At 59.2% G+C, this 18,640-nt stretch carries 7 protein-coding genes; 3 read left to right on the top strand and 4 right to left on the bottom strand.

The window, feature by feature from the left end:
• Window positions 1-31 precede the first annotated feature (31 nt).
• The 3 genes from ACSJJU_RS14260 (at window position 32) to ACSJJU_RS14250 (ending at window position 4,845) form a co-directional block, all read left to right on the top strand.
• Window positions 32-1,822, top strand: a complete 1,791-nt coding sequence (locus ACSJJU_RS14260) for a DUF885 domain-containing protein (protein WP_435916253.1) — start codon at window positions 32-34, stop codon at window positions 1,820-1,822.
• Window positions 1,823-2,327: 505 nt separating this feature from the next.
• Entirely contained in the window at window positions 2,328-3,026 is a 699-nt protein-coding gene (locus tag ACSJJU_RS14255; protein WP_435916252.1) for a lasso peptide biosynthesis B2 protein, read from the top strand.
• Window positions 3,027-3,042: 16 nt separating this feature from the next.
• Entirely contained in the window at window positions 3,043-4,845 is a 1,803-nt protein-coding gene (locus ACSJJU_RS14250; RefSeq protein WP_435916251.1) for an asparagine synthase-related protein, read from the top strand.
• A 699-nt stretch (window positions 4,846-5,544) separates the two neighbouring features.
• Here ACSJJU_RS14250 and ACSJJU_RS14245 read toward each other — a convergent pair.
• The 4 genes from ACSJJU_RS14245 to ACSJJU_RS14230 form a co-directional block, all read right to left on the bottom strand.
• Window positions 5,545-8,646 carry a S8 family serine peptidase gene (locus ACSJJU_RS14245; protein ID WP_435916250.1) on the bottom strand — a complete coding sequence of 1,034 codons (3,102 nt, stop codon included), beginning with the start codon at window positions 8,644-8,646 and terminating at the stop codon, window positions 5,545-5,547.
• A gap of 185 nt (window positions 8,647-8,831) precedes the next feature.
• On the bottom strand, window positions 8,832-11,690 hold the full coding sequence (locus tag ACSJJU_RS14240) for a TonB-dependent receptor domain-containing protein (RefSeq protein ID WP_435916249.1): 2,859 nt from the start codon (window positions 11,688-11,690) through the stop codon (window positions 8,832-8,834).
• A gap of 580 nt (window positions 11,691-12,270) precedes the next feature.
• Entirely contained in the window at window positions 12,271-14,484 is a 2,214-nt protein-coding gene (katG, locus tag ACSJJU_RS14235) for a catalase/peroxidase HPI (protein WP_435916271.1), read from the bottom strand.
• Window positions 14,485-14,978: 494 nt separating this feature from the next.
• Window positions 14,979-18,638: a hypothetical protein gene (locus ACSJJU_RS14230; protein WP_435916248.1), complete on the bottom strand. Its 3,660-nt coding sequence runs from the start codon at window positions 18,636-18,638 to the stop codon at window positions 14,979-14,981.
• Window positions 18,639-18,640 lie beyond the last annotated feature (2 nt).

Genomic DNA, 18,640 nt, shown 5'->3' with positions numbered 1-18,640 from the left:
GAACCCGAACAATAAAAGGAGTGACCAGGCCATGAACCGGTGGCGCATCAGCCTTCTTGCCCTCAGCCTGTCGCTGGCGACCGCGGGCCTGCCCGCCAGCGCCTTCGCCGCCGATCCGGCGGACCAGCAACTGCGCACGCTCTACGAGACCGACTGGGCCTGGCGCCTGAAGGAGACCGCCAGAATTGAAAAGGAGGACGGCTCTCTCGACGGTGCCGACCACCTGCCGCGCGTCGATGCCGCCTCCCAGGAACGGCGCGCCGCCCACGCGCGCGAGATGCTGGCCAAACTCGACCAGGTGCCGCTGGATCAGCTCTCGGACGAGGAACAGATCAACGCCGCCGTGTTCCGCACCAACCTGGAGCACGCCCTCATCGACGCGAAATTCCGCGCCTGGGAAATGCCCTTCAACAGCGACAGCTCGTTCTGGACCTCGCTCGAGGCGCGCCGTCCGTTCCGCACGGCGGAGGATTACCGGCGCTACCTCGGCCGCATGCGGGACGTCCCGCGCTATTTCGACGAGCAGATCACCAACATGCGCGCCGGCCTCAAGCGCGGCTTCACGGTGCCAAGGGCGACGCTCAACGGGCGCGAGCAGTCGATCGCGATCTACGCCAATAACGACGTAGAGGCGAACCCGTTCTACGCCGCGTTCAAGGAGATGCCGTCCACCATCCCGGCGGACGAGCAGGCGCAGCTGCGCGAGGAGGCGAAGGCTGTCATCCGCGACGCCGTGGTGCCGTCCTACACCAGACTGCGCGCGTTTTTCCGCGACGAATATCTGCCCAAGGCCCGCACTACGCTGGCGGCCTCGGCCCTCCCCGACGGCAAGGCCTTCTATGCGGCGCAGATCAGGAAATACACGACGCTCGACCTGATGCCCGAGCAGATTCACGAGATCGGCCTCAAGGAGGTCGCCCGCATCAAGGCGCAAATGCTTCAGGTGATGCGCGACAGCGGCTTCAACGGCAGTTTCGAGGACTTCGTCCAGTTCCTGCGCACCGACCCGCGCTTCTACGCCAAGACACCAGAGGAGCTGCTCGGCTTCTCCGCCTGGATCGCCAAGCAGGTGGACGGCAAGCTCCCCGACATCATCGGCACCCTGCCGCGCCGCCCCTTCACCATCATTCCGGTGCCCGAGGCGCTGGCGCCGTTCTACACCGCCGGGCGCGGCGGGCTCGGCGCGTGCATGATGAACACCTACAATCTGCCGAGTCGCCCGCTCTACAACATTCCCGCGCTGACGGTGCACGAATGTGCCCCCGGCCACAGCTTCCAGGCGGCGCTGGCCCGCGAGCAACCGACGCGCCCGGCCTTCCGCCGCAACAGCTCCTTCTCCGGCTACGGCGAAGGCTGGGGGCTCTACACCGAGTGGCTCGGCATCGAAATGGGCATCTACCGCACGCCCTATGAGCACTTCGGCCGCCTCTCCTACGAGATGTGGCGCGCGGCGCGGCTGGTGATCGACACGGGCGTCCACCACTACGGCTGGTCGCGCGAGAAGGCGATCGAGTTTCTCGCCAGCAACACCGCGCTGTCCGCGCACGAGGTGGAAACGGAGGTGGACCGCTACATCAGCTGGCCGGGCCAGGCGCTGGCCTACAAGCTGGGCGAGCTGACCATCCACCGCCTGCGCGCCGAGGCCGAGCAGCAACTGGGCCGGAACTTCGACCAGCGCCGCTTCCACGACACCATCCTGGCGCTCGGCTCCGTGCCGCTGTCGGTGCTGGAGGAGCGCATCCACCGCTTCATCGCCGACGAGCAGAAGCGCATCGCCACGGCGCAAGGCGGGCAGACCGGCGGCGCCACCACCACGCGCTGATCACCGTACGCTGATACCGCCACACGCTGGCACCGGCCGGGGGAGCGGGCACACCACCCGCTCCCCCGACGCGTATTGCCTTGCGGAAACCCCCGCCCCATTGGCTTGCTCCCAGTCGGGCTTCCCTACCGCTGGATGCCGCGCATCTGCCCCGCCCATTCCGAACGCGGGTTGCATCCGGTCCGAACGCCAATCGCACCGATCAAGGGGCTGTCCCCACATCCAGAATTTCAAGACAGACGACGCCAGGAAGCACATCAAATATTATCTACCTCCCATATTCAGGATGTTCCGAGAGCAGACAAATATAAAATTGCTATCATTTAAATACTTTATTCATAATCAGAATTGCGATTCCCCACGTCAACGGACTGCGGGATACACCCATGTTGATCCATGATCATGTTCTGTCGCCCGGTTCCCCATGAATAATTCCTGTTGGAATTGTCATGAAGAGATATCCCCGAAATATTGTTTACTTCCCGTCTCCCGGCCTGAGGGCGATATGAGCCAGTTTTATCTCCCGGACTTCATCCAGACCTGCGTTGCCGGTGGGTACATCGTCTTTCTCGACTGCAAGCGCGACGCCTACACCGCCTTGCCGAAAGAGGTGACGCCTTGTTTACGCAGCCTCGTCACCGACCGGGCGATCCGGCTGCCGGACGACAGGAGCGAAATACAGGACCCAGAAGTCTGGAAAGCCGTCGATGAACTCCTTGAAGAGGGCATACTGACAACAAAAAAACCGGACAAAACTTTTCACAACAAACCGAGAGTGCGACTGCAAAGAGACCTTCAGACTGCAAACCTTTCCAACAAGAACATCTTTGATCTGCGATTTACCCTCTTCATCCTGAGAGCGATCATATTTTCCTTCTTCCTGAAAAACATCCTCGGCCTGAGGCGGACAATCAGCATCATGTCCTCCCTGCCTCCCCGCGCACGGCCCAGCCCGATCCCTCTGGATGAGCTCATATACACGTTCCGGTATATCAGGCCCTTCTTCTACAGAGCGAAGGAGCACTGCTTCTTCGACGGCCTGGTCACGACATACATTCTGAGAAAATACGGGTTTGACGCCGTCCTGGTTTTCGGCGTCTCCATGCCGGAGTTTGCCGCGCATTGCTGGGTCGAAGTCGGCGACACCATTGTGACCGACCCACTGAGTGCGACGATTTTATTTTCCCCCATTATGGCGATCTAGAAGCAAGGAATGCGCGATGTTGTCTTTCTTCGCCCTGGTCAGGAAAAGCAAGGGCAACCCGGATGCCCTGCCGTCGCGCGTCAACGAGATCACCGGCAAGCTCCCGGACTTCCACATCGTGCATCAAACACCCAATGTCTGCGTGCTGATGACCGATCCGGAAGAAAAAGGCACCTTCGTCTACCGATTGTCCGGCGGCACCGGGCTAATACTCGGAACCCTGTTTCACAAGGATGAGGCCCTCACAAACCACGCGCCCCTTGCGATCGATGAGAAGACTACCAACGCCATTCTCGACACAAGATGCCAGTACATCATCGAGAAATACTGGGGGATGTACGCCGCCATTGTGGGCAAAGAGGATGGAACAGAACAGTTCATCCTGAGAGACCCTACCGGCGTTCTGCCGGTCTATATCTATGAGACGCCCGACCTCTACCTCTTCTTCTCGGATGGAGAACATTTCCGGTCGCTCCACCTGGGACAGTTAAGCCTGGATCCTCATTCGGCAATCCTCGGTCTCCAGCTCCCGCTGCTGCATCTTCCCGGGACATGCTTGCGCGAAATTGACAAGGTGATGCCGGGCGAGCTCTTTGCCATATCGCGGGACAAGACCGAGCGGTTCATGCTCTGGAAGCCGCGTGATTTCTTTGTCAAAGATGGAAACTATACAACCGAGAAAGCTGCCGCCGAGCTACGCACGACTGTCTTGAAATGCACCCATGCGTGGGCCTCGCACTTCGACAAAATCTGCGTGCGGGCATCCGGTGGCCTCGATTCCTCCATCATCCTCAGTTGCACGGCTCTGGCGCCCCATCGCCCGGAGGTCATCGCCGTAACGCATTATACGGAAGGCAATGTGGATTCCGATGAGCGCGAGTTTGCCAGAGCGGCAGCCCAGCATGCCAACGCCCATCTGATCGAAGTTCGTGACTCCGCTGACGACATCGACATGAAGGATCTTCACGACTTTGCCTTTCTACCAGAGTTCTACAAGGATCGTTTCATGATCGGCAGGGCCCGTTATCAGAAGCGCCTGGCCGACGAACACGGGATCGATGCCTTTTTTGGTGGAGAACCTGGGGATACGATCTTCTACACACGGCCCAGTTACACAGCCATCGACTATCTTTACCACAAGGGACTCAATGGCGGCTTCTTCAAAGCGTGCTACGAAGAGGCCTTGATCAGCAAGCGACCTATTGGAGCCATTCTCCTTGAGGCTGCCGCCTCGACAATTCGAACACCGTCATGGTGTCTCTCGAAGAAATTTGAGGGCTATACGGGCTTGTTCGCGGAAGATCTGCTGCATGAGACCAGCATTGATGCCGCACTTGCGCCATGGGAACAGTGTCAGGAAGGGTCAACCATTTCCAAAAAGGAGCAGCTGGCATTTACTTTTATCTGGCTGCCGTATGCCAAGCCAAGCCGCCGTTGTGATTACGTTCGCATGGTTGAACCGCTCATGTCCCAGCCTGTTCTCGAAGCAGTCTGCCGGATTCCGAGTTACCTTTTTGCCTACAACGGTGAAGATCGAGGCCTGGCGCGTCTGGCCTTCCTCGATATCGGCCACCCAACGAATATGCTCCGGAAATCCAAAGGCGGCCCCGAGGACTTCTACAAGTCTGTCTGGAGCCAAAATGTCGATTTCATAAGGGAAGCTATGCTGGATGGCCTGCTCGTAAAGCACGGCCTGCTCGACCGGAAGAAGGTTGAGAACGCCTTTTCCCTCGCCCTCGATCAATCGCTTGGTGTGTGGGGCGAAGTGTTTAATCTGGTGGGGAATGAATTTTGGGCAAGGCGCTGGCTAAAAACATAGGAATCAGAGCAGTCATGAGAACATATTCTCAACCACAACAGCCGCGCGCCAAAATAAGACCGCTTATTTTCGAATATCATCATTTCAGAAATAAAACATATATTCATAATAAAACTATTCTCAATATTCAATTCAATATACTTAAACCAAGACCTATTATTATTATTGCCGCACTGAGCGGCCTTAATTCGCGATAGGAGAAGCAAGATGCTGAAACTTGGACGTGTTTCTGTCGAAACCAAAGACCTGACCCCAGTCGCCAAGCCGTTTGACTCTCAGTACCAGCGGTATGTGTAAGATACTGCCTTGGGGCAGGCTCAGCACACAGCAACGCATTACTTGGGAGATTAGACATGCTGAAACTTGGACGCGTCTCCTTTGAGACCAAAGATGTTTCTACTAAGCCGGGCATGGACTCGCTCATGAACCGGCCTAACTAAAGCAAACAAGGAGCGGCATGAGACTTCTGCCTCATGCCGCTCCTGCTTTCGGCAAAAAAATCAAACCCTGAAACATCAGCGCACCTTCTTCGGAACAAAAAGGCGCAACTCTCCTTTACAAATTTGGGGCGCTTTTATCGATAGGCTCCACGTGATGCACTCGTCATGCACACAGCGCGATGATGACATGAGCCATATCCCGCGACATTTGCGTTAAAATTCCATTCCCAAGACTGGGTTTACGCGCGGTGACCAATGTCTACCTGACAGTTGCCGTATGACCGCCCCGTGGGGCCTCACACAACCGGGCGAGCGGGACAATTGTGCGTCCGTAGAGGCGGTGCTCGCCCGTTAACATGTCGGTGCCATACTCACCCTGAAGGTATGCATCACTATAAAGCTCTTTCACCTCAATGAGCCTGTAGCCATGCGGCAACTCCGTGGCGCTGCTTTGGCACAAGGTATTCCCGGATGAGGTGAGAGATTTCTTGGCACCTTCCGATCGCTCCTCGCCATCAACGAAAATGTTGTACGCGATCTTTGCCCACTTACTGTCGGAGCCGACACCGTCAATAACGGCATACCATTGCACTTCAGTCTGTGGCGAAAAAAGCAGGGTCGATGTGTTGCTTCCCGCGATGCCTTCGCGATAGGAACATGACGCCCCATCACATTGCAGCAGGGCGACCAGCACCGCTATCTCGGAAGGGCTGGATGCCGAAGCCGTCATCAGATTGTTTACGGCGGCGGAAACTTCGATGCGCTGGAAACCTTCCGGGATGTGGATCGGTATGACCGCAGGAAGGCGCTCCTGCGCAAGATCAAGAACGCCCTGTTTCCAGGCCGTCTGAATTATCCGGGTGTGGAAGCCGGAAGGAGACACACCCCCCGAGATATCGACTCCTCCGCGCGCTTCAGCGACCCTTTCTAAATCGGCCTGACCAAGCGTTGAAATGTTCACTCGGAAAGGCAAAGGCCCCATGCGGTCGGTATCATAAATATAGTAATTCAGAAAAGAGATCTCCCACACGCCGGGCGTTGGCTGGTGGAGTATCTGCTCATACCGGTCCGCAACAACCTCAGCGCTCGCTCCGACCATCGTCCCCTTGCTGTAGACTGGCCCTCCGCGTTGCCCCAACGGCCCGTCGAAGACAACGCCCATACCAAGCCCTCCCGTATGGGAGAGTTTGAGCGCAGCAGTTTCAGGCGGAACTCTCACATAGAGATTCACCGCATGGGGATTGTGCAAGGTTACGTCAAGTGACAGGCCCTCACCTTGAACGGAAGCCAGATCAATTGCTGCAACAACAGTCAGGGCGATATCCTCTGCCACAAGTCCTGTCTCCGGATCGGCAATCCGCAGTATGGCTGCATGGACACCGGCCTGCTTCGGGCGAATGCGAATGGCGACCGGAACGTCCCGGTTCAAGGGGAGGACAAGCTCCTTCGGCCCGGAAAATGTGTGCTGATAGTCACCGAGAATCCTTGCGGAAAACCTCAGAGGGCGATCCGCCCCGGTGGTGCGCCGCAGCTTTATGACACGCCCCCCCTCATCTCCTGGCGACCAGCCTTCCCTTTCATAAAGACCCGGCCCCTTATCAGCCTGAAGGCCCGCAGACACCAGCCCCGTTTTGACCGGCGCCATGACGTCAATCTTGACCTGGGCGGCCCTGTTCTCAACCAGGCGGTTGAGATACTGCCATGCCGCGTAAACGTCGATCAAACCGCGCCCCTGCACGTGGGTGGAAACGCCGTTGCTCAAATGCGCCGTTGCCCGAACAGCCTGCACGATATCCAAAGGCGTGAACTTCAATTTTTTCTGACGTGCCGCGCTGATAAGGGCCGCGACGGCGCCAGTGGCGGTTGGCGTGGCGGCGGAGGTCCCCGAAAAGCAGGTAAAGTTATTGGTGGCAACAAACGTTGGGCATGCATTATCCGCCGCACCTCGTACGTAGCGAGGCAGCGGTGTGACGACGTATCCGACTCCCAGCACATCTGGCTTCAAACGGCCGTCCAGTGCAGGACCGGCAGACGTCGCGTAGGCAGGACCGCCCTCATAATGTCCACCGTTCAGCGCCTCCCAGGAGCGAGCACCAACATACTGCCCGATGGATAGAACGTTCGCACCTCGCCCATTTGATCCGATTTGACCAATTTTATGAGCAAAGTTCCCACCTCCGCCGATTACGATCTTGCCGTAGTGTTGTGCAATGCGGTCCATAATGACCGCATCGATCGCGTTGTCTGGTGCCAGCGCCAAATTTGCGGCCAGCATGTTGACGATGATGTCGACAGACTCCTGACGAGCCGCAAAAATTGCCGCCTCGATGAGTGTTGAGAGAGACGTATCAACGGCAATCGGCAGGATCTGGGCGCCCGGCGCGGCAGACCCCAGATTTGGGGCCAGAACGGGTTGCCCTGCGGCGAGGGAAGCTACGGCATGGGTATGGTCGTTGGGAACGGCAATGTGCACCCATTCTTCCCGAAACGTCGTTGAGATATAAAATCGCGCGCCGACCGGATCGCCAGCGGCATCGCGAAAGAAGCCTCCTTTCCCGTCCTTGGAATAGGGAAGGTAACATTGCTCGTCTGTCAGGTCGTCATCCTGATTTGTGTCGACCCACACACAATCCCCCGAAGGACGGCGGGCCACTGCAAATGTCCGGGGTTTCGAACTCGGGTTCTGATCGAAGTTCAGATCCTTTCCGTAAAGGACGAAGTCGGACTCGTCGAGAAACCCAACCTCGAATGGCCCCACCCCCGGCATTCTCACGCTTCGCCCATTCAGATTGATGGACTGTTGGCGATCCGTTGCGTGAGTCTGCAGTTTCACCCAGCCGCTGGCCCGGAAGTTCTTGTCCGACAGGGAATTAGGCCCCAGATCGGCAAAGGCATAGATGTTCTCGATTTTCTTGATGCGCCGCCCATCCAGATCATAGGCATCGGCCAACTCAGGCGCTAAAGGATCGGGTATATTCTCGATAATCGCAATCTTGACGCCCCGACCGTCGTAAAGGGAATTTTCCACCCGAAGTGCGGATACATGCATCTCCTCAATAGCGTGGTATACAGGATCTTTTTGCGTGAGCCTGATGAAATCGGAAAGTGTCATCTGATGTGGCTGGGTCTCATCCCGCGCCGCGGGAGACTTGTCCTGGCTCAACGCTGTATATCTGAAATGCCCCAGTCCCGCAGCGAGAACCGTGGGGTGCGAAACCAGAGACAACACTTGTTGCGGCGGAACCTCGACCCGGAGATAGCCGATTTCCTCCGCACGATATACAATCTTGTACCCGCGCCTTCCGAGTTCCTCAGCAAGCCCTGACACCTGCCCATCCTTGGCGACGAGCATGACATCCATGGACGGACGCTGTTCTGCGACCGATCGTGCGACAAGACTTCGATCAGGGACGGAAAGCTGCGCAGCAGATGCAGCAAAAGTTTGCACCAATCCCAAGAGTGGCACAATCCACGGGATCAAGAATCTCATTTTAATTCACCAGTTTTTTTCTGGAACAAATTCAGAAAAATCGCCTGAGGAGCCGGCTACCAGCGCTTGGAGAGAGACAGAGCGACAACGCGACCCATGGGATCCGCGTTTGCGGAATCATAGCCAAAGCCCGTTGTCACATTTTCGTAGAATGGCGGAGCATCATTGAAGAGGTTGGTGATCGACAGCGTTATACTGAGATCCCGCAAGAGAGAGCTGGTTTTGGAATCGAAGTTGTGCGCGACAGTGAGATCAACTGTTGTATTCGATGATATCTTGCGATCGGGAACGATATCCTTGTAGCTATCGGTATAGTTAATAAACGTCGAGATCGTGGTAGTCGCAGTGGGCATCCACGCAATGCTGCCACGCAGGCGCCAATCAACCGGATTTCCAGGCGTATTCAGACGGTCGACGGCAGGTGCCCGAGGCGATATGGCATTTTCAAAGTTCGCGATATAAGTCCCGTTTATAGAGACGAGAATATCGCCTGCCCGCCCCACTCCTATTCTCTGAGTCACACTGACATCGAAACCTTCAGCCAAGGTACGACTGAAGTTACGCGATCGTGCATCCACAATTGCGCGAACAATGCCAGGCGTTGAGCAGCTTTCAGGTGATGCATCCAGATTGCCCGGTGCTGCGAGCGCACACGTATCGGCGAGTTGCTGAGCGTTCGGGTTCCAGATAACCAGTTCGGCGTAGGACGGGTCGATCAATGCTGTGGGATAATTGGGATCAATGACCTGATTTTTGAATTTGATCTTGAAATAGCTGATCTTGAGATTTGTGCTTTCCGTAGGCTGAAGCTCGACGCCCATTGTAAAATTGTCGGAAGTCTCATTGGTAATATCCTCGGCCGATCCGATGGCGATCAAGGCCAGAGAACTCCCTGTTGGCGATGAAGAGTCCGGAAGAAGAAGAGTGGCCACATAATTCGGCGTAGTTAACAGATGCAAGCCAGGCGCACGGAACGATGTTCCATAACTTGCGCGAATATTGAACCCATCGACCAGGGACCAAAGGATGCCGACCCGCGGGTCGGTTGAATGCTGCGAGTCCCGCTTCCGGGATTCAGGAATGACACTTTTGTCCTTATAACGCTCGTATCGAATCGATGATGAAATTATAAGCTTGTTGAACCCAGGTATGTTGTCGGCTTCCGTAATGAGAGGTATGAACACCTCACCAAACAGAGCCCCGACATTCCTTTTGACCTTCATATTTGTATCGAGCTCGTCGTTCACAAAGAGCGTGTTCGAGAACTCTTCTATCCGGCCGTCAACGCCAGCGGCGACACGAACATAATCGCTGCCGAGCTTCAGAAGCGGCCCCGATGTGACAATATTTGCCTGACGAACCTTTCCTTGCACTTTCACATCCGACGTGTTGGAGAACAGCTGCGCCAACACGTCGGGATTGGTATTCGACCCGTCCCCAAAGGGATTAAAAGCCTTCGCAGGATCCGTTTCTCTCAGAGCAGCCGACAACTTGGCGTAAGTCATCGTATCCCTGGAAGCCCGTAGAGAACTCTCCTTTACATAGGATGCCCAAGCTTCAGTTTGCCACTCTCCACCATGATCGAACGTAAAACCGGCCGTGGCGCTATAGCTCCTCACCCTTCCCGTTCTGAGGTCGGTCGGCCCGTCACGATGGAATGAATACGCAACGTAAAGCGGCCGGTTATCGCCAAAGGCATCCACGTAGAAGGGGTTTTCCGGAGGGACAAAAAGGAGAATACTGGACGGCGGTGTACGGTTATTGAATTTTCTCTGTGAAAACCTGCCCTCGACAAAGAATTCCAGGTTGTCCAGAATGGTCTGGGACGCCGTTCCGTAGACACTGTGCAGCCGTTGCCTTGGCATCAGGTCAACAAATTCCGACCGTTCCTGGTAATTGGCCTGGCTCCCCGGAAGCAACTGGTCTGGGGTGAGGTTCTTTCCATCCTGACCGGCCGGAATCGCGAACAGGACTTCAAGCGTATCGGGATCCACGATATTCCCTGGATTTGCAAAGATCGAACGGCGATCCTGCCCACCCCTTGAACGGAAATCGCTCGAACGGGAGAACTTCCTATCGGTTGCCCGCACCCTTTCCCGAGATGTGAATTCATACGTCAGAAGAGCGTTCCCGCTCGACCATGTATGCCCGGCCGCTGCACCAAACTGATACTCCTCAAATCGGCCCGGAATTGCTGCTCCATAGCGAGCCGTCGTCTCCAACCCCTCAAAATCCTTCCGCAGGATGAAATTCACCACACCGGCAACAGCGTCTGACCCATAGACGGCAGAAGCACCATCGGGAAGCACCTCGATGCGCTCGATCGCAGTAACTGGAATGATGGAGACATCCGTAACGTCATGTTCGTTTCCCGTTGCCGGCAATCGCCGCCCATTGACCAACACCAGAGTTGCAATGCTCCCCAGGCCTCTGAGATTGATCGTATTGCCTTGGGTCACGTTATTCCGGCTTCCGGCATCCAGACTGAATTCACCGGTTGCGCCTCCGCCAAAATTCTGCGGGAGAGCCTGGAAGACATCCCGTACCGTCGCATGGCCGGCCTGGGTGATCTCTTCACGCCCGATAGAGATAACCTGGCTTCCAACGCTCGTGTCCGCCCCGCGAATATGGGAGCCGGTCACGACAATGGTGTTGAGTTCGCCGGCCTCACTTCCGGCTCTTGCCGGGTACAGAGCCTCATCGGGAGGGACCAGATCCTGACGCTTTGCCGGGGCAGGACTTTCCTCGCTCGAATTCCGGTTCCGGGTGTCGGCAGGAGCGTCACCGGACCCGCTTGGCTCAGGCTGCGAAGCAGGCACCTGGGCGTGAACATCATTTCCAGCGGCAAACAGAAGACCAAGAGACGTGGAGGTGATCAACAAAAGTTTGAAGAGTGCCGTCGGGTTGTTTTTCATTCTTGTTCCCCCGTTAAATAGATATTCCGACCCCATTCACGTGAATATCGTCCGGCTCCGGGCGACAGGCCTCGGTCGGCCGCAAAGAGCAGCACCACTTGAGGATTAGCGACATACACCCTCGCCAGATCTGGAATAACATCAAATAACGTCAATTAATAATGAAAATTTAACAGTCATAATGATGGCTATAGGAACAATACCTGCCACATTATTCATGATATGGCGAGAGGCATTTTTTAGTAACAATTCGAATTATGATTCCACAATTATTTGAATAATAATCACAACCTATTGATAATTCATACTTATTCGTGGCCGCGATCAAAGCGATTTTATTGGGCATTTATGCCCCTGGTCATGACGCCTCGATCTCCGACGCACCCGTTTTCTGCAATGCTTCACCGTCCGGGAGATTGTTTGGTGGGGTTGATGACCGGCCGCATCAACCCGCCTTGAGACAACAACAACCGGCGGTGCTGCCTGACGGATGAACTTCCGGTCCCGTTTACCTGCGCACAAAAAAAGAGGCGTCCGTTTCCGGACGCCTCCATTCCTGATGCCTGTAGGGACTTCAGGCTCAGAAGAGATCGGCGTTCATCACCTTGGTCCAGGCGGCGACGAAGTCCTTCACGAACATCTCGCCCGCGTCGGCCGAGGCATAGGCCTCGGCGACGGCCCGAAGCTCGGAGTTGGAGCCGAAGATCAGGTCGACCGGCGTTGCGGTCCACTTCAGCTTGCCGGTGGCGCGGTCGCGGCCCTCATAGAGACCCGGCTGCGCCGCCTTGGACCACTTTGTGCCCATGTCGAGCAGATTGACGAAGAAGTCGTTGGTCAGCACGCCCGGCCGATCGGTGAAGATGCCATGGGTTGCGCCGCCCGCGTTGGCGCCCAGCGCGCGCATGCCGCCCACCAGCACGGTCATCTCCGGCACGGTCAGGTTCAGCTGATCGGCCTTGTCCACCAGCGCCTCGGCAGGCGGCAGATGGGCCTCCGGCGCGTAGTAGTTGCGGAAGCCGTCCGCCTTGGGCTCGAGGTAGGCGAAGGAGGCCACGTCGGTCTGCTCCTGGCTGGCATCGACCCGGCCCGGCTTGAACGGCACGGAGATCTTGTATCCGGCCTTCGCCGCCGCCTGCTCGACAGCCGCGCTGCCGGCCAGCACCACCAGATCGGCCAGCGACACCTGCTTGCCGCCCTTCGCGGACGTGTTGAAGTCCTTCTGGATGGCTTCCAGCCTGGCCAGAACCTTGGCCACTTCCTGCGGGTTGTTCACCGCCCAGTTGCGCTGCGGCTCAAGCCGCAGGCGCGCGCCGTTCGCCCCGCCACGCATGTCGGTGCCGCGGAAGGTGGAGGCCGCCGCCCAGGCGGTGCGTACCAGTTCCTGGGTGCTGAGGCCGGAGGCGAGGATCTTGCCCTTCAGCTGCTCGACATCCGCCGCCTCGATCATGGCGTAGTCGGCCTTGGGCAGCGGGTCCTGCCAGACGAAGGTCTCCTGCGGCACGTCCTTGCCGAGGTAGCGGGCCTGGGGCCCGAGGTCGCGGTGGGTCAGCTTGAACCAGGCGCGGGCGAAGGCCTTCTCGAACTCCTCGGGGTTTGCCTGCCACCGCTCGAGGACAGCCCGGAACGCCGGGTCTTCCTTCAGCGCGATGTCGGTGGTGAACATGATCGGCGCATGGCGCTTGCCGGGCACGTGGGCGTCCGGCACCATGTTGGCAGCCGCCGGATCGCTCGGAATCCACTGGACGGCACCAGCCGGGCTGCGGGTCTGCACCCAGTCGAAGTTCAGCAAATTGTCGAGGTACTGGGTGGTGAAGCGGATGGGGTTCGCCGACCAGGCGCCTTCGAGACCGGAGGTGATGGTGTCCTCCGAGTGGCCCTTGCCGCACTTGTTCTCCCAGCCGAGGCCCTGCTGCTCGAGGCCGGCAGCGGCCGGCTCGGGGCCGAGGCACTTCTCGGGATTGTGCGCGCCGTGGGCCTTGCCGAAGGTGTGGCCGCCCGCGATCAGGGCCGCCGTTTCCTCGTCGGTCATCGCCATGTTGCCGAAGGCGCGGCGGATGTCGGCCGCGGCGGCGATCGGGTCGGGCACGCCGTTCGGGCCTTCCGGGTTCACGTAGATGAGGCCCATCTGGGTTGCGGCGAGCGGGCCCTTGAGGTTGCCCTTTTCATCGCGGCGCTGGTCGCCCATCATCTTGAGCTCGGGGCCCCAGTAGACCAGATCCGGCTGCCAGGCATCCACGCGGCCGCCCGCGAAGCCGATGGTCTTGAAGCCCATGTCCTCCAGAGCGACGTTGCCGGTCAGCACCATCAGGTCGCCCCAGGAGATCTTGCGGCCGTACTTCTGCTTCACCGGCCACAGCAGACGGCGGGCCTTGTCGAGGCTGGCGTTGTCGGGCCAGGAGTTCAGCGGATCGAAGCGCTGTTCGCCGCCATCGGCGCCGCCGCGGCCATCGGCCACGCGGTAGGTGCCCGCGCTGTGCCAGGCCATGCGGATGAAGAACGGCCCATAGTGGCCATAGTCTGCGGGCCACCACGGCTGGGAGGTGGTGAGCACCTTGCGGATGTCCGCCTTCAGCGCATCGAGATCAAGGGTGGAGAATTCCTTGATGTAGTCGAAGTCGGGGCCATAGGGGTTGGACTGGGCCTCGTGCTGGCGTAGCGCCGTCAGATCGAGCCGATCCGGCCACCAATCCTTGTTGGTGAGGACAGTCGGCCGGGCACTTTGCGGCGCAGCGGTTGCGTCATTCTGGGAAAAAGCAGGCGCGGAAAGAGCCGAAAGACTCGCTCCCAGAAACATGGTCAAAAACAATTTCTTTTGATTTCCAGACATATATTGCATAGTCCCCTCGTGAAACGTGGCGTTATATTCGATGCATTGATGTCTGCGATCCAACGAATTTTCCTGCTCAGAGTAATCGGCAGAACTGATGAATTGTTCGGAGCTATTTGTCCGGTCATTTTCGTTGGTCGGTTTTACTAAATTCCGTCCGCCCGATACTTGCCGCACGACGGGGCAAGCCGCAGAAACCAAAGGAGTTGCCGCGCAAGTGGCGGCAGCGCGCGGCCCGGAGTCCCGGAGCGCAGCCGCGCCCGCTGCGATCGCCGCAGGCCGTCTGGTTAAAATATTGGTAGCGATGAATGGTCAGGTTCGCGCCGTGTCGCTCGGCGTCACGGCGTCCCGATACAAGACATGAAGATTCCCTCCTGCCGGGTCACGCACAGCCCACACGCCAAGCACACGCCCGCCAACGGACCCTCCGCAGTAACGTCATCAAAATACATCCGCCGGCATCAGAACATGCCGACCAGGTTGATGAAGAAGCCGCGGTGGTCGTAGTCGAAGTCGGTCAGGTCGTCGCTGAACTCGGTGAAGTTGTAACCGACACCGATCCGGAAATTCCGGGCGACATCGCGGTCCACGCCGACAAGGAAGCCGTGTTTGGTGCCGCCTTTATCCACATCCAGAACGCGATATTCGGCCAGCGCATGCCACTTTGACAGCACCTCGTAGCGCACCTGACCGGCGAGGAAGGTGGTGGCGGAGTCATACCAGTCGCCACTGCCGCGCCCCATGCGCACCTTGCCCTCGCGCCGCGCCGTCTTGGCGGCCACCTCCCAGTGACGGTCCAGCCGGAAGACGCCCTCAAGCGAGACGATCTGCGATTTCTGGTCGTAGTCCGCACCGCCCACCTGCGCCAGGGTGGCGAGATCATAGAGATAGGTGTAGCGGCCAAACACGCCCCAGCGTGTGCTGTTCCACGGCCGCCAGGCAAAGCCCAGATTGGTCTCGATGAACTTCGCGCCCGCCAGCGGATTGTTCGCGTCATCCGTATCGGAGTAGTTGAACCGGGCCGCGATACGCCAGCTTTCGTTCAGCTTGTGGATGATGCGGTTGGTGGTCACCCACTGCTCGCGCCGCTCCGCGCCGGTGTCCTTGCGCCACTCAAACTTGCTCTGCCAGTCGGTGTCCAGCGACGTGCGGCCAAGACGCACGCTCACCGCCCGCCGGTCGACAATGCCGCCGGTCTCGTTGCGAAGCTCGCCGGTCTGGAAGGTGACGCCGGTGCTCCAGCCCTGCGCCGGATAGAAATCCAGTCCGTAGGTATGGGCAATGCCGGATTGGGTTGCCTCCTTCAGATGCTGGCTTTCGTTGAACACGTTGACCTGGTTGGACAGCCGCCAGCGCTGACCGACCGTCCAGCCATTCTGACGGCTGGGATTCAGCAGGTTCTCGTATTCCGTGGTGTCGGTCGAATAGGTGTAGGCGCCATACACGCTGTGATCCGGCGCCAGCCTGTATTCCGCGTTGATGGTCGCGGCGTCGCCCCGGTCGCCGGTGCCGACCTCCGCGCCGATCGAGGACTGGTCGCCAAACAAATAGCGCCCGCCCGCCAGCACCATGTCATTTCTGCGATAACGTCCGTGGTCATCGTCGAGCGTGAGCTGGCCCTGCGCATAGAGATCAACGTTGGCGCCGATGCGGCGGGTGTATTTCAGCGCGCCGAGCGTACCGGCGGCGTCCGCATAGACGGACTGCTCGTCCACCCGGCGGATCTCCGCGGCGAGGCTGTTGTTGTCATCGATCCGCCAGTCAAGACTGCCCTGCGCCTGCACGAGCGCATTCGCCCCCTGCTCCGCCTTGCTGAAGCGCGCATAGATGCCCAGGTTTTCGGTGATCTGCCCAAGCACCTCGCCGCCATACTCGGTGGTGGGCAGGCCGGTGTTGTAACGGCTGGTGGAATAGCCAGCGTCCGTCTCCCGCCACCAGCCGGCCGCGCTCCAGTCCAGCGCCACCCAGCCCAGCTCGGTGAAATTGACCCGTGCTTCGAGGGACTTCGCCTCTCCCTCCTGAGGGCCGGTGCCGTTCAGGCGGGTGAAATCGAAACCGCCGTTGGTCGAGAAGAACGTGGGCGCGGCCAGCGCTTCGGTGCGGACGAACTCGCCCTTGAGGTACGTGCCCCGCCCCGCCTGCAAGGTGATGTCGCTGCCGTAGAGGGTGTAGTCCTCACCCGCCCGGTTTTCGTCGATATAGGTCGCGCCGATGCCGATATGGTCGCCCAGCCAGTGCTTTCCGCGCAGGCCAAGGGTGGTCTCGTCGCTGTCGAAGTTGGACGGCACCCACTCGTAATCCACAATCAAGCGCTGCTCGTAGCCGTCGAGCGGCGCATCGCGCGTCAGCGACGGCATGTTCTCGCGGGTGATCTGGGCAAGCGGGCGCGTGAGGATGATGCGGCCCTGCAGCTCGTCGATCTCATAGTCCGCGCCGCGCGTGAGCTGGACGCGCTTTTGCGGACGGCCGGTGGTGCGGTCGCGGATTTCCAGATACACCACGTCCGAGCCCGGCAGCAGGTCGGTGTGCTTCAGATAATACAGACTGCCGCCCGTGCCGATGAATTCGTTGTGACCCGGCGCGGACTGGGCCTGCGACCCGAACGCGCGGAACTCGGACTTCGCTTCGCCCCACGGATTGGTGGCGTTCGAGCGCAGGTTGAGCGCCGCGCCATACAGCGAGCGGACATACTGCGCGTAATCCGTGCCGGTGAGGCCCGTCTGGTAGTTGCCCCACAGCGCCTGGTTCCTGTCCCAGTCCACGCGCAGATAAAACCGCCCCATCGTGTCCACGTCCCGATAGGTGGTCGAGTCATCGCCATAGACGGGATAGTAGAGATCGGGATCGAGCCGCCGGAACACATCCTGCGGATCGGCCTTGCCGAAGCCCTTGAACAGCTCGCCGATCTCGCGCTCGGTCGTGTCCGCATGGGCCGTGACCAGATAGCGCCCGCCGAGCTTGGATTTGATGTAGAACGCCAGACGCCCTTCAGAGAGGAAGTCGTCGGTGACGCGGTCATCCACCGCAAGCGGCTCGACCGAGCCGGAGGCGTCACTGGTGGACAGCGTCAGGTCCGCAAGACCGACGCCGAAGAAATAGCGCCCCGTCACCTCCACTTCGAGCCGGTGATGCTGCTCAGTCTCGCCACCGGTATTGCCCTTGAGCGCGATGTCGAACGCGTGGCGGCCAATGGGCACCAGGTATTCGGCAACGAACTTGCGCTCCAGATCGACGGGGTAGGATTCCCCGTTGATGGTGAGCTGCGTGTTCTCCGGCAGATTGCGGCCATGGATGCGGATGCGCGAGCCGCGAATGGTGATGTTCTGCTGACGCAGGCCATTGCTGCCGAACACGTCGTTGAGAAGGTTCTGCGCCCGCGCCTGGTCGGTCGTCAGCGCCGTGCCCATCGTCTTCTCGATGGTGTTGCGCAGCAATTGATTGTTGCGTGCCACGTCCTCGGGCCGCGCCAGCTGGATGGTCCGCTGGATGGTCTCGTCGAACGCCCCGTTCGCCCCATAGGCGCGCAGCACGTAGATCAGCGCGTCGCCCGTGCGGAACCGGTATTTCCCGGGAAGCGCGCCATCCCAGTGGGCCTGGGTGACGGCGGCAACCTCCAGCGGGATGACCGCCAGCGGTTCGACCAGATCCGTGTCGGTGCTGCGGTAGACCGAAATCTCCATCTTGCGGATGAAGCCGGGATAGTTGCCGCGCACGAAGAACTGGACCGGATCGACGATCCGTTTGCCGTCATAGGCCACCATCGAAGGCGCGGACACGGACAGCTCGGGCTGGCCGAGCGTCGGGTCTTCCGTCGCCCAGATGGCGCCGCCATTGGGCAGCGAGACCGAGAACTTGCCGAGCGCCGTTGCCTTGCCCGCCGGCTCCACCGCAACCGTCGCCCGCCGGTCGGGCTCAAGCTCCCCAGACGACGAGCCCGCATGGGTGCCGGTTGTCACCGGCCGCGCCGAGCTGCGCGTGCGCAGACGGAACACCAGGCCGTCGTCGTCAGCGGCGGTTTCGGACGGAGCCAGAGCCGCGCCCGCCTGGTCTTGCGCCAGAGCCTGAAGCGACACCCCGGTGAGCAGTGTGGAGAGGCCGAGTTTGATCAAACACTTTTTCATGA

Origin of the sequence: Pedomonas sp. V897 (genome assembly GCF_051304405.1) — a bacterium.
Taxonomy (GTDB): domain Bacteria; phylum Pseudomonadota; class Alphaproteobacteria; order Sphingomonadales; family Sphingomonadaceae; genus Pedomonas.
The sequence above is the reverse complement of the archived record's forward strand: the minus strand, read 5'-3'. Positions and strand labels throughout refer to the sequence as shown.

What these genes read in the sequence shown, in the direction of transcription:
- ACSJJU_RS14260 (WP_435916253.1), top strand. Translation starts at nt 32, where the DNA reads ATGAACCGGTGGCGCATCAGCCTTCTTGCCCTCAGCCTGTCGCTGGCG.
- ACSJJU_RS14230 (WP_435916248.1), bottom strand. Translation starts at nt 18,638, where the DNA reads ATGAAAAAGTGTTTGATCAAACTCGGCCTCTCCACACTGCTCACCGGG.
- katG (WP_435916271.1), bottom strand. Translation starts at nt 14,484, where the DNA reads ATGTTTCTGGGAGCGAGTCTTTCGGCTCTTTCCGCGCCTGCTTTTTCC.
- ACSJJU_RS14255 (WP_435916252.1), top strand. Translation starts at nt 2,328, where the DNA reads ATGAGCCAGTTTTATCTCCCGGACTTCATCCAGACCTGCGTTGCCGGT.
- ACSJJU_RS14240 (WP_435916249.1), bottom strand. Translation starts at nt 11,690, where the DNA reads ATGAAAAACAACCCGACGGCACTCTTCAAACTTTTGTTGATCACCTCC.
- ACSJJU_RS14250 (WP_435916251.1), top strand. Translation starts at nt 3,043, where the DNA reads ATGTTGTCTTTCTTCGCCCTGGTCAGGAAAAGCAAGGGCAACCCGGAT.
- ACSJJU_RS14245 (WP_435916250.1), bottom strand. Translation starts at nt 8,646, where the DNA reads ATGGATGTCATGCTCGTCGCCAAGGATGGGCAGGTGTCAGGGCTTGCT.